We start from the raw sequence: 14,220 nt of genomic DNA on the forward strand, positions 1-14,220 counted from the left end.
AAGTTCTGTTTAATAAAGTAAGTTCTGTTTTTTATGAACCAACGTTCCTGCCAATATTATAGCGGGAAGTGTTTTTTGAAGTTAAAAAATCCAGTTCAGCATTATGCCTGAAAATTATTCTTTATCTTTGTCCTTAATAATTTTTTAATCCCACTCAATAAAACAGGACACCCGGAAGTAAAAAAAGTAGAGGAAAAACTTCGCCAGATTGGCATGGGCAGTGAAGTGGAAAATCCAACATATCCAACAATTTTTCGGTTGTTCTTTCCTCGGTATCGAACTTTGACCAGGCGTTGAAGGCCTTTTGTGATCTTCTGAAAATCTGTTCTATCTTACCAGGGACCCAATTCGATAATTAATTGCACCTACATAACCATTTACAGGGCTTTTGATAGTAGCATAACCAATATTGGCAGTGATACTATTATAGTTGGCCTTGGCCTGCGCAAGCCTGGCTTCAGCAGTTTGTAGTTGTACATTGCTAATGATGCCTTTTTCAACCAAAGGCTTTAGCTTATCTACCTCAACCTGGGCTGCGTTTACATTTGCTTTAGCTGCACCAGCTTCTCCGGCCAGGGAGGCGGTTTCAAGTCTGAAAAGTGTCTGTCCTTTTTTGACAGCTTCGCCTTCATCCACTAATACATCTGTAATATTTCCTGGCACCTTTGCTCTAACAGCACTGTTTACCGTACCTTCAATACCTACAGGATAGGATGAATATGCTGTTACTGTTTTAAGCGGAACCTCCACAACCGGACAGGGAACAGGTCCGGCAGCTTGTTGTTACCCCGGATTTCCATCATTGCAAGCGGATAAGAGAAATAGGCTTAAAGCAAAGCCGAAATAATTGAATTTTTTCATTTGTGGATAATTGATTTTCATGTATTGAATTTGTTGCCCTGAATTGTATAGAATTGTAATGTATAAATTGTGACTTATTGTAACTTCAAGAGTTATTTCTGTTTACTTTTTATCGAAAAAATAATTTTAGATTCAAAAGGATTGTTGAGATTCTCTATTCTTTATTCACTGCCATTCCATCCCAAAGTATTTGAATGATATTATGTTGGTCAGTAAAGTTCAACGGAATACTTCCAAATTTGTGCAGCTTAGCTGAGGTGGTTATGCTTCCTAAAGTAAGTACTACCAGGATCTCAGGTTTTACATCTTTTATCTCACCTTTTCCAATCCCTCCTTTAAAAAAATCAAAGAGCTCTCCCTGAAAATGGGTCGGAAATTTATTAATATTATATGGAGAATTGATAAATTGTTCAAAAAATATTAGAACATTGGTATTTTCTATATAAAACTGGTAGAGATTTGTCCAAATGTTTTGAAACGTTTTTTTATGGCTTATATTTTCACCTATTGTTTCTTTAATAATTTCAACCACTCTACCTCTATTGTATGCATGAAGCTCACCAATTAATTGATTTTTGCTTTCAAAATAATGATATATAGTTCCTACAGCCACCCCGGCATTTTTGGCCACCATGCTCATCGGCGTTCCATGAAATCCGTTTTCGGTGATCAAATTTATTGTACTTTCAAAAATTGCTTTCTTCTTATCTGAAATATTTTCCATTTTGAATTGAACGTTCATTCGGGAGCGTCAGTAGCTGCAGGCTTAGCGTTACTGTCTCAAAAAAGATCGTTTTGTGAGACTGCTTAATTAAATCCCATTGAATATTATGATTGCTATCGGTCAACAAAATATCTACTTCACCGAAACTTCGGTACCTATCAATTCTCCGCTTTCAATATCTCGATAGATTCCCGACCACGGTCCACTATTGGCCAATGCGCTTTCACGAAGATGAACCCCTAGTTTATTAGCTTCGGTTTTAAAATCCTCAGAAAACCTATTCGGTTCGATGTACAATATTAATGAGTCCTGAGTAGCATATAAAGGTCCAATAGAGAGCGTTTCCGTCACCTCTTTTAGTGTCATTCTAAAATCTAAAACATTAAGCAGTGAAGTTAACGACTGATTATGCAATCCTGAACCAATACATGAAAACCTTAAAACTGGCTCACCATCTTTAATGACTATTTCTAGGTTGTTATTTCAGGCAATCGATGTCCATAGCCAACCTTTTCAATCAGATCCTGCTGAAATGTTGCAGGATCTGGAATAGAGATACCATCGACAAATAAGCCATTCGATCCCCAATTAGCGTATTAATACTATGAATAAGCCCGACCATATTCCCTTGTCGATCTACAGCCACAATTGCCGCAGAATGCTCACTTTTATAATTTTCATGTCGATTTGTTTTAACATCCTCTCCTTTTAACCTTTGTTCCAAGATCAATTTGGAAGTGCTTTTTTTCTGCATCGATGCCAGCGAAAGGTCAAATTGATTTTCAAAATAGTCGGGGTCGTAAGATGAGAAATGGGACGCTTTCAATATTTGAATCAGAATCCTCGTTGCTTCGGTAGATTTTACATAATGTCCGACTTCCTTAAGCCGCGATACTTCAGCAATTGGATTAGTAAATCGCTGATTATTTCCGGGTACCCTGTCATTAGCTCATCATACTCTTTTGGAGAAATTTGCAGGCTATACGAAAAAACAATTGCATTCATCAATGGGAATGAGCAAAGTGAATGAATTATTACATAAATATACCTGGAATCCACATCCGAACGAATCAGTCGCTCCTGTTTCAACCTGTCGAAGTAGAGCACAAATTTGTTTAGTCCTTTTCTGTGCTTTTTAGTTCTTGATGCCAATAATTCAGGCTTACGAATGATTTCCCGCAACAGGAATAGCATCGAATTCGTTTTTAAAAAAGTAATGAGAGTACTGATAAATCTTTTCAGTTTCCCTTCCCAACTTTCTTCCATATCCTGATCCCATGTGGATAAAAGGGGCATAAAACGCTCTAGCACTTCATCAAAAATCCGCTCAAACATTTTCTCTTTAGTTCTGAAATAATAATGAAGCAAAGCCCGGTTAATTCCGGCACGATCCGATATCTCCTGCATCCTGGCTCCATCAAATCCTTTAGATTCGAACACCTTTCTTGCGGCCACCAAAATCGCCTCCTCCGTGGAAATGCTTGTTTCTGCGTTCATATCAATGTTTGTTAATTTTAACATTTTTTTTTAACAATTCTGTTAAATGTAAGAATATTTTATTTATTTTACACCATCAAAATATTAGAAGACAAGTTTTGTTTATGGGGGAATTCTTAGCTTCTAATGAAGCACGCAATTAAGCGAGCGCGACAACTGTATTTGTTAAGCCAGGCTATTGTGCCGTTTATCGTTACATCTCGTAATTAGAATATTCATACATTAAGAATAATGGAGGTAAAGCCAAAAAATGCCGGAACACGCAAACTGTTTGATAGTGCGGTGCTTGAAAGATTAACACGAACGCATATTGCTATCCCAACTTCAATACTTGCTTTGTATGCGGTAGTTCTATTCTATTGGAGTCTGACAAACACTGTACTGCCATGGGGCATTTCCACACTTCTTTTCTTTGTAGGATGGTTTGTATTTACATGGGTTGAATACAATGCACACAGGTATGTTTTTCACATGTCCACTTACTCGACGCTGAGATCAAAGATTCAATACATAGTACATGGTATCCATCATGAGTATCCAAGAGATAAAGACAGACTGGCCATGCCTCCAATCCTAAGTTTAAGCATTGCCACGATTCTGCTGTTGGTTTTAAGACTAATTATGGGGGACTATGTTTTTGCATTTTTACCCGGATTTTTAGTGGGGTATTCAGTTTATCTTGGCATCCATTACATTGTTCACGCCTTTCCACCGCCTCGAAACTTTTTTAAGGCGCTTTGGATAAACCACAGCGTTCATCATTATAAGGACAGTGAATCAGTTTTTGGCGTTTCATCTCCTTTGTGGGATTACATTTACGGAACAATGCCTAGAAGTACCAGAAATGGTTGACATCCGGTTTAATAATCCAAAATGGTTATGAAGGCATTACTTATGTACTCACAAGCCTATGTACAATTCTGAAAACAGGGAAAAAATACTTGCCTGTACTGAGAATCTCTTCAAAAAATACGGCACCAGAAGTATTTCCCTGGATGATATTGCTCATCACCTGAACATGTCAAAGAAAACCATTTATGAATCATTTGCAGACAAAAATGATATCGTATGTCAGACCATAACCATCCTTCGAAAAAGAATGGAAGAATTAGTAGAGGCCACTTTTGACAAACCTGCCAACCCTGTTGAACGATTGATAAAAATTTTCATCTGCATCATATCCATGATGAGGGAAACCAGCCCTTCATTGATTCATGATTTACAAAAGTATCACGAGAACGCCTGGCAAATCCTGAAGGAGTTTAGGGATGATTTTTTGACCAGCAAGATCAAAGACACTGTAATTGATGGAATCAGGAAACAATATATAAACTCAGCACTTGATGTAAATTTTTACGTTACCTTTTTTCTTCATGTGGCTCAACTGTCTGGCAATGAAAAACTTTTTCCACGGACAAAGTATTCAGACCAGACAGTAGCAATCAATTTGATTGATTGTCTGGTCAAAGGGATTGCTACCAAAAAGGGAAGACGTGTTAGCAAGAATCTGAAATTAACACCCTTCAAAGCCTAAATTAAACTATAAAATAATAATCGGTCAATGAGTATCAAGAATCTATTTATTCTTTTTAATCTCTTCCCCGCATTACTCTTTGCGCAAGAGGTTCAACGCTATTCTCTCAAGCAGTGCATTCAACGGGCGATGACGGAGAATGTTTCAATCTCAAAGCTCAACTGGATGAGGATGAAGGAAGACGAAAAACAAAGGAAGTGAAAACTACTGCCCTTCCTCAGATTGATGCAACTGGAAAACTGATGGATAATGTGCTGCGGCAAGCCTTTGTTTTTCCGGCAGCATTGGGCGATCCGAATGCGGGTCCGGATGACTACATTGTGCTGCGTGGCGGGCTTCAATATACAACATCAATTAATGTGTAGGCAAATCAACAGATCTTTAATCAAAGCCTGTTCCAAGGTATCAGGGCTGCAAAAGTAAGCGAAGATTTTTATAAGCTTAACCGTGAACGAATTGAAGAAGAACAATCTACCAAGTTGCTTCCTTATTTTATCATTTTATCGCGTAGCAACTTTGAAGACTCAACAAATTGTTTTGGAGTCCAATCAGGAAGAATTGCAAAAGAGCGTTGCCATCACCAATGATCGTTTTAACAATGGCTTGGCCCGGAAGCTAGATGTCGACAGGTTACAGGTTGCCCTCTGAAAACCCCCAATAATGCTGTAATGTGCCCAGATGCCAACAAACAAAGTTTTGTGTTATTTACTTTACATTAACGACGGCTTGACATTACGCATGTCCACCGGGGAGCGGTAGAGGTAATAACGGTGGGAGGAGCCCAGGCTGAATATCAGTACAAACGGATCAGACGGGACAAAAGGGACAGGTCGCGGGAATCCACCTTGAGCCTTACCCCTTTAGGATAAACCAGCTCCAGCTGTCGCTCCGCACCGGAAATCCGCTGCCATCGGTTTCCACCCTGACAAAACCGGTGGATTAAGGCATGTTATTCCCAAAATGATTGTAAGACAAGAGGCTTTTGACGGCTCCCTGTTCATTTCGTTCGGCCGGGATATTCCTGACAGGTTGGTCGCCACCAGAGCCTGTTTCCGCTTCTCCCGGCACAGGTAAAGATACAACTTTTTCATAATGCAAGTCCAGCATTTTTTCATCCGCCAGATGTTTGCTGTCCAGCAACGTCTGCATCGGAGTTTTCCCATAGCAGTGTTTTCCTGAATGGGTCCTTTCATTGTTATAACTGTGGAGCCAACCTTCCAGATCCTTTTGAAGTTCATCCAGTGAATTATAGATCTTCTTCCTAAAGGCTATTACGTAAAACTCCTCCTGGATGGTACGGTGGAAACGTTCACAAATACCGTTGGTCTGGGGGCTTTTTGCCTTGGTTTTGGAATGGTCGATATCCTCAATGGCAAGGTATAACTGGAACTCATGATGCTCTCTTGCACCGCAGTATTCGGTACCCCTGTCTGTAAGGATCCGCAGGAGCCTGATATCATGCTGCTCATAAAAGGGGATCACACGGTCATTCAGCAGGTCTGCCGCAACCAGTGCGTTCTTCCTGTCATAGAGTTTGGCTTGGGCCACCTTTGCGTAGGTGTCAATAAAAGTCTGCTGGTATATCCTGCCTACTCCTTTTATAGTTCCCACATAATAGGTGTCCTGTGCACCAAGATATCCGGGGGGGTGTGTTTCAATCTCCCCATGGGCTTTCTTCTCTTCCTTTGCCTTTTCCAACGCTACGCTACGACCTGGGCCTCTGTAAGCACAACCCCATCGTGGGCAACTCTGGCTTCCAATGCTTTTAGCCGTTTTTTGAAGGTTTCCAGGTCATGACGCAGCCATCCACACCTACTCCTGCGGGTGAAATAAAGACACCCTTCTTTTTAAGCTCGTTGTATGCACGCAGCTGGCCCAGGGCAGGATTCTCAAAAGCAAACTGAACTACTGCCTCTTCTATTTCCGGTTCGATCCGGTTCTTTCATTGGGTATCCTTTTACCCAGCTCACGAAGAGCGAGTTCTCCTCCCTGATCGTAAAGATCTTTGAACCTGTAAAAGCTGTCCCGGCTGTAGCCGAATAGTTTGCATGCCTGGGAAACATTGCCTAATTGTTCCGCTAACTGTAATAAACCTACTTTGGTTTTTATTGCCTTTGTCTCTGTATTCATCTGACAGTTCTTTGTATCCGTCCGATAAACCCCATATTTCAGAATCCGGGTTCAATTGGTAAACTTGTCGCATGAAAAGACAAGATGAACAGGAAATGAAAATGCTTTATCTGGAATGGAAAGATTCCGGCAGAAGCAAGGCTGATTTTGCCAGTGAAAAAGGTATCGTCCGCACCACATTTTATTACTGGACCACCCGGTTCACCAAACAGGAAAACCTTTCCTCCATTGACGGGGAATTCCGTCAGTTGGAGTTACCAAACAATGATCCCGCACCTTCCGGGCGTGTCGTCGCCCGTATCAGTTACCCTTCCGGGATCAGCCTGGATCTGTATGGGCCTGTCAGTGCAGACCTTGTCAGGGAGCTTGTCCGGTAGGCTGTGCTCGCCATTTCCAACTCCTGCAGGTATTTCCTGTATGGCAAGCCCACCGACATGCGCTTCGGCATTAACTCCCTTACTGGCCTGGTGAGAAACGAACTGGGTTTTGATCCGATGAACGGTGACGTGTTCATTTTTATAGGCAAAAGAGGCAACCAGGTCCGGATGGTCCAGTGGGACAGGGACGGTTTCGCCATGTACATCAAAAAGCTTGAGAGGGGTACTTTTGAGCGCCCCAGGATTAACGGAAACGCCATCCCCGGCAGTCAGCTGGCCCTGCTTTTACAGGGGGTAAAGCTCGAATCGGTGAGCTACAGAAAGCGCTATGACCCCTTAAAAAGGGGGTGAAAAAAAGAGGCTTTTTTGTTGAAAAAAGTGGCTTAAAAGCATGATAAACCCGCTTTTTATACCTACTTTCAACTTATGGAAAACACAGGGACGGACTACAAAAAACGCTACGAGGAAGCCCTGCAGATCCTATCGGAAAAAGAGGAAATCATTCTCCAAAACGAAGCCCGGATAAGCAAAGACGAGCACCTCATCGCCGATCTAAGTTTCGAACTGGGCAGGCTTCAGAAATACATTTTCGGCTTCAAAAGCGATAAACGATCAAACAACGTCGGCCTGAACCAGATGGGCCTTTTTGAACTGGGCACCACCCAGGCGGTACAGGAGGAGCTTTCCGAATCCATACAGGAAGTCCAGCAAAAACAGCCACCCAAGAAAAGGGCCAAAGGCACCGGACGCATGAGCCTTCCGGAAGCCCTGGAAAGAAAGATCATTCTGATCGAGCCCCTGGAATCCACAGAAAACTGTGTAAAGATCGGTGAGGAAGTGACCGAGGTACTCGAAGTCGTCCCTTCCTCATTCTATGTAAAGCGTTACGTAAGGCCAAAGTATGCAAGGGCCAACGGGGAGGGGATCATTATCGGTATCCTGCCCGACCGCGTAATCGAGAAGGGAATCCCTTCAGAATCGGTGGTCGCCCAGCTAACTGTTGACAAGTACGTGTATGGAATGCCCCTGCACAGACAGCTGGACAAGTACAACAAGATGGGGGTAAGAATCCCCGCTTCCAGTGCCTCTGACTGGATCATGAGAGGATGGGAACAGCTTAAACCTCTCAGCGAGCTGCTTCGTCTGATGGTTCTCCGTCAAAAATACCTTCAAGTGGACGAAACACCGCTAAAGGTACTTGACAGGGACCATAAAGATGGCATCCATAAGGGCTATATGTGGCTGTACCATGCTCCGGTGGACCGGCTGGTACTCTTTGATTACAGAAAAAGCAGGGACAGTTCCGGTCCCGCTGAAATGCTTGCCGATTTTAAGGGGATCATTCAGACGGATGGCTATGGCGTCTATGAATCCCTATATAAGGACCACAGTGAAATCCTGCTGACTTTCTGTATGGCCCATGCCAGAAGATATGTGAAGCTTTGCATATCAGACGCAAGTTCGACGAGGCAGCAGTTTATGACAGGGATAGGGCTTCTTGGGCGATGGGGACGATTGCCAAACTGTATGCAGTAGAAAAACAGATTAGGGAAGCCGAACCGCCCCTGCCCGAAAACCTCATCGTCAAAAAGCGGGTGGAGGAATCCCAACCCATACTGCGGGAACTACACGACTGGATGCTCGCCGAGTATCCCAAGGTACTCCCTTCCTCACCGATAGGAAGGGCAATCGCCTATGCACTTCCGCTCATGGACAGCATGAAGCTATACACCCTCCACGGACAACTTCAGATTGACAACAACCTTATTGAAAACGCCATCAGACCGATTGCCCTGGGACGGAAAAACTACCTGTTCGCTGGTACCCACGCCACTGCCCAGAATGCCGCAATGATCTACTCCCTGTTCGCAACATGCAAAAAGCACGGGGTAAATCCCCATGACTGGCTACTCGACGTGCTGCGAAAACTCAACAACCCCACCTATGACGGCAAGTTCTCCGACCTGCTGCCCCACAGGTGGAAAAATCATCAAGGGAATCCCAGCTAATTTTAATAGGGGGTTGGCCGTTTGCTTACGAAAATTTATCAAAATTAGATGCCGTAGGGCCAAGTTGGGTTAAAAAAACCCTTCCAAAAAATGCTTGGAAAGGCAATAATGCAAAGCAAAAATTGATTTTTTAATAAAATTTCAACCCCGTCCCGGACTTTATACCCGGTAAGAACCACTCGATACCCAAAAAATACAGACTCAATCTCCATAGGAACTTCACCGGTTCCGTGCAACAGCGTTTTCATGCTTGGCTTTACAAGCCGCACGAAAACTTAGTTGTTATAGGCAGTGGTTCTTTGTATGTTCGGAAATTACTTCACTACTTTAAGAAACACGTCATCTAAAGGCGATATTGATGGTCCGAAATAGTGAGTGAGTTTTCCATTTTCGTCAATCAAATATTTACTAAAATTCCAGTCAGGAGCGTGGTCGTTCCAACCATTTGAATTACTATCTGAAAGCCATTTGAAAACGGGATGTTGTTCTGGTTTTTTTACTACCACGCCTTTTTTTGCAATCGGAAATGTTACCCCATAATTTACTTGGCAGAACTGTGAAATGTCTTCGTCATTACCTTTTTCTTGTTCAGCAAAATCATTTGAGGGAAAAGCAATAATAGTCAATTTGTTGCCTAACTTTTCGTGAAGAGATTGTAACTCGGCATATTGTCCCGTATAACCACAGTTTGAAGCAGTATTTACTAAAAGTATTTTTTTTCCAGTAAATGTAGAGAAATCAATCTCTTTTCCGTTCGACAAGCTTGCGTGCAGGTCAAATATAGACGTTGGTGCTTCTATGCTTTGCTCATTAAACAAAACAGCTCCGTTTTTGCTGAATTTTCCTATTTTGCGGATAAACGGATAAAAAAATCGTAATAGTTTTTGTTTAAATGTTTCCATTTTTTTTAATTTAATAGTTTAACTTATTCGAAATCCTCGGTTACTAAAAGCTGGAAGAACCTCTTCAAAAGTATTTTCAATACTTTCATTTTCATCTTTTAGTGCAAGACTATATATTAAAGGCATATAATTGTCGGGAGTAGGAGCAGCCATTAAGCCCAATTTATTTTTTTCGTAATTTACTATGCTTTGTATATCGCCTTTATCCAATTGTTGTTTTATCCATTGATCAAACTCTATATCCCAACCATAAGGAGTCATATTTCCATTAAAAAATCGTTTGCCTGCCTCTTTTAAATTATGTACAACTGCACCGCTACCAATTATTACAACACCCTTATCTCGGTTTGAGCTGTTTTGCTAAATCAAAATGATATTGAGCAGATTGGTAATAATCAATACTCATTTCAAAAACAGGAACATCGGCCTTTGGGAACATGTGTTTAAGCATAGGCCATGCACCATGATCTAAGCCCCACTCTGTTGTTTCTTTTACCTTTGGAATAAGCCTGGCTACTTCTTTTGCTGTTTCGGGAGAACCAGGTGCAGGGTATTTTTCGGTATAGTATTCTGGTGGAAAACCATAATAATCATAAATTGTTTTAGGTGCCGAACTTATATTAACAAGCGTTCCTCTCGTACACCAATGTGCAGAAATTACCAAAATAGCTTTTACTTCATATTCTTTTCTAATGTTTTCTCCTATTTGTCCTAAGCTTGTTAAAAAAGGATTTGCATTTAGCCCTAAAGGAATATCCATTGGATTACCATGTGATGTAAAAAGCACAGGCATTTTCTTAGTTGAAGAAAAATAAGAAGTTATTTTAGAAAATGCCTGTAATTTCATATTATGCGTAACTAATGGAGTAAATGCTAATAGTTTTAAAAAATATTTGCGCTCCATACTTTAATTATTTCTACTGCCGTAACTGTTATAATACTTTAAAGTTGTTTTAGAATTTCATTCACGCTTGCTCTCTTCTTATAATCAGGATTAAAATGAACATATTTAATTATTCCGTCTATGCCAATAATGTAAGTAGCAGGGACAGGCAGGGTATTGCTATCATCCCAGTTTGCTTTTTTTAGGCTTGCTCCAAGCATCGTATTAATTATAAATGCCTCTGTGTTTTTCATTTTGTACGAAACTCCGTAAGCATTCATAATCTTATATCCTTCATCATAGATGACAGGGAAAGTAATATTCGTTTTAACAATTGTCTTTTGAATATATTCCTGCCGCTCCGGTGTAACGGCAATTACGGATGCACCTCTGTCCAATACGGTTTGTAATTCATCTTGTAATTTGCTCAGGTGTTTCTTACAAATAGGACACCATTGTCCTCTATAAAAAATCAGCACAACGGGTCCTTTATTCAATAGATCATTTAAATTAATGTTCTGTGCGTTTTGGTCAACACCCATAAAATTGGGGGCGACACTTCCAACTGATAGTGCTTTCATATTTATTTTTTTGAAAAAGAAGCTAACATTTCTGGATTACGCAAATAATTTGCTACCCAAACCACCAAAAGCATAACAGTTTGTGGAATAAACATTTCGTCATTGCTCATGTGTGTAACAATGGCCCCCCCCAAGTGAGCACTCAACAATAACACACCAAGTGATGATGTTTTGGGAATAATAAAAAAAATAGCTGCAATAAGCTCACCAATACCTATCAACATGAGTTTTCCATCTAACCCCCATTTAGAAAAATTTGCGGACATTTCTTCACTGCCCATCAGTTTCATGGAGGCACTCATCACAAATAATGCTCCCATCAGCCCTACCAATATCCATGCGGAAATTTTTCGTGTTTTGCTCATTTCATTTGTTTCCATATTTATTGTTTTAAGTTTTTTTGTTTTGACAAAGATACTTATTTTTGCTTTCTTAAGTATATCAGTTACCTAAAGGAAAGTAAAAGTAAGTTATGAGTAAGACAAATCATACGGAATGCCTTTCTGCAATGTTGCCTGTAAGAGATGCAATTGATGCTATTAGCGGAAAATGGAAATTGATGATTTTGATTTCAATTTCGTCAGGGAACAATCGATTTAGAGAGATTGAGCGGAGTGTCCCTAAAATTACTTCCAAAGTTCTTGCTAAAGAATTGAAAGACTTGGAAGAACATCATTTGATTAAAAGAACAGTTTACGATGAGTCGCCTGTTTTGGTTGAATATACTACGACAACATATTCGAAGACTTTGCAACCTGTGATTGAAGTGCTTAGAAATTGGGGTATCAATCACCGTAAAAAAGTCATTGGAAAATAACTCATTTATGCATCGCCTGTCCAAAAGTTTGAAAGTTGTGCAGTCGCCATACCATTGCCTATACTTACTTCTTGTATCACCTTTTTCCGATATAAGCCTTCCATAATGGAAGACTTATAAAATTTTATTGAATGGTATTTATTTGGGAAAGATATTTTTATTGGCAGCTGTTTTTTTTTGGGTATTCAACTGTCACGTTTAATTGTCGTAAAAAGTCACTTTCTTCTATTTTGGTTACTGGTCCAGTCGGCCAAAAATCTATTGAAACTGTAATTAAAGGAATAATTAAGAGATTACCACCTCAAAAATGTTTTTTTTATCATGATTAGATGTTAATATATAAAATATTTGAACAAGGCACTTTTTCAATAACTAAAAAGTAGGTATATTGACAGGGTAAGCAGAAAGTTATGGAAAAGCGGTTTAAGAGTTTGTCTTTGTTCGAGTTTCACGAGCGGTTTCCCGATGAGGAAAGCTGTGTGAAGTACCTGGCATCCCTGAAGTGGCAGGATGGCTATCAGTGCAAAAAGTGCGGCCACGGGCACTATTGTCAGGGTATTGAAAAGTATGACAGGCAGTGCACCAAATGTAGACGTCTGGAATCCCCGAAGTCCGGGACCCTGTTCCACCGGTGCAAGTTCCCCCTTTTGAAGGCGTTTTACATCGTCTACTACGTGTCTACCAGCAAAAGTGGGATCAGCAGCCCTGAACTTAGCAGGAAGCTGGAACTTAGGCAGAAGACCTGCTGGCTGTTCAAGCAGAAGGTGATGAGGGCGATGTCAAGCAGTGGAAACCACCCAATGGATGGTAAAGTGGACGTAGACGAGACCTATGTGGGTGGCCAGGACGAAAAGGCTGTGGGACGCAATGAAGGTAAGAAACAGATCATGGTGGTGGCCGTGGAGCGCAAAGGAAAGGGAGTTTCCCGCATCTATGGACGTGTAGTCGATACAGCTGCCCGTAAGCATTTAAAGCGTTTTATGATGGACCATATAGCTCCCGGTGCAGCGGTGAGGACTGACCGTTGGAGCGGATATAGAGGTCTTGAAAGTGAATTTCCCAAGCTAGTCAGGGAGAAATCAGAAAAGAAGGGAAAGAACTTCCCACAGCTACACAGAACTGTGATGCTATTCAAAGCCTGGCTGAGGGGTATCCACCATTCTGTAATCCATCTTCAGCCCTATATTGATGAATATACCTATCGCTTCAACAGGCATAAGATGAAGGAGGGAATCTTTGAAAACCTCATAAAAAGAATGGTAGAAAAACCACCATACCCTTACAAAGAATTTTATTTGTCATACGCCTAGTTCAATAAAATATTATTATAGTTTTTTCTATTTATGGCCTATGATTACTCAGCGTGAGATAATCAATCCTCTTTCTTCCTATCTAATTCATAAAAATTATCCAGCTTCTTGTTTTTAGGTTTAAAAGTAGATAAGGTTTGCCTTACTGACAATTGCCGTAAATGGTTTCGTAAGTTGAATTCCCGGGCTGAAAGTGAAAAGGCCCTGGTCTGATAGTGGGAAACAACCAATTCCCCCTCGACCCTGTAAAAACAATCTTTCCCATTTAGCCAGTGCTGGACCTTGCAATCCTTTATTTTTCCCAATAATGAGTTGCCATAAATCGTGTAGTGTTTTTTTACCGCCGGATACTTGAGGATATTCTCCAAAAACAGATTTTTGTCCAGCCCGGATCCGGTCGCTAAAAAAGCGGAATAATCGAGGTTGAGACTGTTATATTTGTTTTTTGTAAAGACGAGACATTTGCATATATCCGTGTATACAGCAATACCAATACAGGAATAAATACCTATTTCTGTATCCAAATATTCATTAAAAAAATTAAATATATTTGCTTTTATTTAGATATAAATTTATATTAGTTGGTAAAAATAGG

19 protein-coding genes and 1 pseudogene are annotated in these 14,220 nt (G+C 40.7%); 9 read left to right on the top strand and 11 right to left on the bottom strand.

Translation table 11 applies throughout. From position 1 onward, the window contains the following. Positions 1-327: 327 nt before the first annotated feature. From HUJ21_RS24795 to HUJ21_RS24805, 3 genes are all read right to left on the bottom strand, one after another. Positions 328-750 carry an efflux RND transporter periplasmic adaptor subunit gene (locus HUJ21_RS24795; RefSeq protein WP_291373757.1) on the bottom strand — a complete coding sequence of 141 codons (423 nt, stop codon included), beginning with the start codon at positions 748-750 and terminating at the stop codon, positions 328-330. Positions 751-1,015: 265 nt separating this feature from the next. Beyond that, a complete protein-coding gene (locus HUJ21_RS24800; RefSeq protein ID WP_291373759.1) occupies positions 1,016-1,585 on the bottom strand; it encodes a TetR/AcrR family transcriptional regulator in 570 nt (189 codons plus the stop codon). A gap of 861 nt (positions 1,586-2,446) precedes the next feature. Then, on the bottom strand, positions 2,447-3,082 hold the full coding sequence (locus tag HUJ21_RS24805) for a TetR/AcrR family transcriptional regulator (protein WP_291373761.1): 636 nt from the start codon (positions 3,080-3,082) through the stop codon (positions 2,447-2,449). 231 nt (positions 3,083-3,313) lie between these two features. On the opposite strand from HUJ21_RS24805, the gene HUJ21_RS24810 reads away from it, so the two are divergent. The 3 genes from HUJ21_RS24810 to HUJ21_RS24820 all read left to right on the top strand — a co-directional run bounded on the left by HUJ21_RS24810 (position 3,314) and on the right by HUJ21_RS24820 (position 4,981). Then, positions 3,314-3,934: a sterol desaturase family protein gene (locus HUJ21_RS24810; RefSeq protein ID WP_291373762.1), complete on the top strand. Its 621-nt coding sequence runs from the start codon at positions 3,314-3,316 to the stop codon at positions 3,932-3,934. 58 nt (positions 3,935-3,992) lie between these two features. Continuing rightward, on the top strand, positions 3,993-4,616 hold the full coding sequence (locus HUJ21_RS24815) for a TetR/AcrR family transcriptional regulator (RefSeq protein ID WP_291373764.1): 624 nt from the start codon (positions 3,993-3,995) through the stop codon (positions 4,614-4,616). A gap of 113 nt (positions 4,617-4,729) precedes the next feature. Continuing rightward, complete coding sequence (locus HUJ21_RS24820) at positions 4,730-4,981, top strand: hypothetical protein (protein WP_291373766.1); 252 nt, start codon at positions 4,730-4,732, stop codon at positions 4,979-4,981. A gap of 736 nt (positions 4,982-5,717) precedes the next feature. Here HUJ21_RS24820 and HUJ21_RS24825 read toward each other — a convergent pair. Then, positions 5,718-6,746, bottom strand: a pseudogene (locus HUJ21_RS24825) (IS481 family transposase); the annotation flags it as partial. Between the two features lie 71 nt (positions 6,747-6,817). Here HUJ21_RS24825 and HUJ21_RS24830 point away from each other — a divergent pair. The 4 genes from HUJ21_RS24830 (at position 6,818) to HUJ21_RS24845 (ending at position 9,132) form a co-directional block, all read left to right on the top strand. Next, positions 6,818-7,123, top strand: coding sequence for a hypothetical protein (locus HUJ21_RS24830; RefSeq protein ID WP_291373768.1), 306 nt, complete (start codon positions 6,818-6,820; stop codon positions 7,121-7,123). A 3-nt stretch (positions 7,124-7,126) separates the two neighbouring features. After that, the gene (tnpB, locus tag HUJ21_RS24835) at positions 7,127-7,474 is read left to right on the top strand and encodes an IS66 family insertion sequence element accessory protein TnpB (RefSeq protein WP_291373769.1); all 348 of its coding nucleotides are present in this window, start codon (positions 7,127-7,129) and stop codon (positions 7,472-7,474) included. Between the two features lie 75 nt (positions 7,475-7,549). Then, on the top strand, positions 7,550-8,659 hold the full coding sequence (locus HUJ21_RS24840) for an IS66 family transposase (protein WP_291373771.1): 1,110 nt from the start codon (positions 7,550-7,552) through the stop codon (positions 8,657-8,659). After that, positions 8,566-9,132: a transposase gene (locus HUJ21_RS24845; RefSeq protein WP_291373773.1), complete on the top strand. Its 567-nt coding sequence runs from the start codon at positions 8,566-8,568 to the stop codon at positions 9,130-9,132. The genes HUJ21_RS24840 and HUJ21_RS24845 overlap by 94 nt, the downstream gene beginning before the upstream one ends. Positions 9,133-9,176: 44 nt before the next feature. Here the strand turns inward: HUJ21_RS24845 and HUJ21_RS24850 are convergent, their stop codons facing one another. From HUJ21_RS24850 to HUJ21_RS24875, 6 genes are all read right to left on the bottom strand, one after another. Continuing rightward, entirely contained in the window at positions 9,177-9,380 is a 204-nt protein-coding gene (locus HUJ21_RS24850; protein WP_291373775.1) for a hypothetical protein, read from the bottom strand. Positions 9,381-9,446: 66 nt separating this feature from the next. Further along, entirely contained in the window at positions 9,447-10,034 is a 588-nt protein-coding gene (locus tag HUJ21_RS24855; protein WP_291373776.1) for a glutathione peroxidase, read from the bottom strand. A gap of 18 nt (positions 10,035-10,052) precedes the next feature. Next, positions 10,053-10,361, bottom strand: coding sequence for a hypothetical protein (locus HUJ21_RS24860; protein WP_366483849.1), 309 nt, complete (start codon positions 10,359-10,361; stop codon positions 10,053-10,055). Between the two features lie 10 nt (positions 10,362-10,371). Beyond that, entirely contained in the window at positions 10,372-10,938 is a 567-nt protein-coding gene (locus tag HUJ21_RS24865; protein WP_291373777.1) for a class III extradiol ring-cleavage dioxygenase, read from the bottom strand. Positions 10,939-10,976: 38 nt separating this feature from the next. Further along, entirely contained in the window at positions 10,977-11,498 is a 522-nt protein-coding gene (locus HUJ21_RS24870; RefSeq protein ID WP_291373779.1) for a peroxiredoxin-like family protein, read from the bottom strand. A 2-nt stretch (positions 11,499-11,500) separates the two neighbouring features. After that, positions 11,501-11,878 (bottom strand): DoxX family protein, encoded by a 378-nt coding sequence (locus HUJ21_RS24875; protein WP_291373780.1) that lies wholly within the window; start codon positions 11,876-11,878, stop codon positions 11,501-11,503. Between the two features lie 92 nt (positions 11,879-11,970). Between HUJ21_RS24875 and HUJ21_RS24880 the strand changes: the two genes are divergently transcribed. Both HUJ21_RS24880 and HUJ21_RS24885 read left to right on the top strand, forming a co-directional pair. Then, on the top strand, positions 11,971-12,315 hold the full coding sequence (locus HUJ21_RS24880) for a helix-turn-helix domain-containing protein (protein ID WP_291373781.1): 345 nt from the start codon (positions 11,971-11,973) through the stop codon (positions 12,313-12,315). Between the two features lie 410 nt (positions 12,316-12,725). Then, positions 12,726-13,625 carry an IS1595 family transposase gene (locus tag HUJ21_RS24885; RefSeq protein WP_291373783.1) on the top strand — a complete coding sequence of 300 codons (900 nt, stop codon included), beginning with the start codon at positions 12,726-12,728 and terminating at the stop codon, positions 13,623-13,625. A gap of 62 nt (positions 13,626-13,687) precedes the next feature. Here HUJ21_RS24885 and HUJ21_RS24890 read toward each other — a convergent pair whose 3' ends face one another. Continuing rightward, entirely contained in the window at positions 13,688-14,149 is a 462-nt protein-coding gene (locus HUJ21_RS24890; RefSeq protein ID WP_291373785.1) for a hypothetical protein, read from the bottom strand. Positions 14,150-14,220 lie beyond the last annotated feature (71 nt).

It is taken from the genome of Cyclobacterium sp. (assembly GCF_014762705.1).
GTDB lineage: Bacteria > Bacteroidota > Bacteroidia > Cytophagales > Cyclobacteriaceae > Cyclobacterium.

Excerpts from the sequence above, each read along its gene's own strand:
- HUJ21_RS24800 (WP_291373759.1), bottom strand. The coding sequence starts at position 1,585 with ATGGAAAATATTTCAGATAAGAAGAAAGCAATTTTTGAAAGTACAATA.
- HUJ21_RS24805 (WP_291373761.1), bottom strand. The coding sequence starts at position 3,082 with ATGAACGCAGAAACAAGCATTTCCACGGAGGAGGCGATTTTGGTGGCC.
- HUJ21_RS24810 (WP_291373762.1), top strand. The coding sequence starts at position 3,314 with ATGGAGGTAAAGCCAAAAAATGCCGGAACACGCAAACTGTTTGATAGT.
- HUJ21_RS24815 (WP_291373764.1), top strand. The coding sequence starts at position 3,993 with ATGTACAATTCTGAAAACAGGGAAAAAATACTTGCCTGTACTGAGAAT.
- HUJ21_RS24830 (WP_291373768.1), top strand. The coding sequence starts at position 6,818 with ATGAAAAGACAAGATGAACAGGAAATGAAAATGCTTTATCTGGAATGG.
- HUJ21_RS24840 (WP_291373771.1), top strand. The coding sequence starts at position 7,550 with ATGGAAAACACAGGGACGGACTACAAAAAACGCTACGAGGAAGCCCTG.
- HUJ21_RS24850 (WP_291373775.1), bottom strand. The coding sequence starts at position 9,380 with ATGAAAACGCTGTTGCACGGAACCGGTGAAGTTCCTATGGAGATTGAG.
- HUJ21_RS24855 (WP_291373776.1), bottom strand. The coding sequence starts at position 10,034 with ATGGAAACATTTAAACAAAAACTATTACGATTTTTTTATCCGTTTATC.
- HUJ21_RS24865 (WP_291373777.1), bottom strand. The coding sequence starts at position 10,938 with ATGGAGCGCAAATATTTTTTAAAACTATTAGCATTTACTCCATTAGTT.
- HUJ21_RS24870 (WP_291373779.1), bottom strand. The coding sequence starts at position 11,498 with ATGAAAGCACTATCAGTTGGAAGTGTCGCCCCCAATTTTATGGGTGTT.
- HUJ21_RS24875 (WP_291373780.1), bottom strand. The coding sequence starts at position 11,878 with ATGGAAACAAATGAAATGAGCAAAACACGAAAAATTTCCGCATGGATA.
- HUJ21_RS24880 (WP_291373781.1), top strand. The coding sequence starts at position 11,971 with ATGAGTAAGACAAATCATACGGAATGCCTTTCTGCAATGTTGCCTGTA.
- HUJ21_RS24885 (WP_291373783.1), top strand. The coding sequence starts at position 12,726 with ATGGAAAAGCGGTTTAAGAGTTTGTCTTTGTTCGAGTTTCACGAGCGG.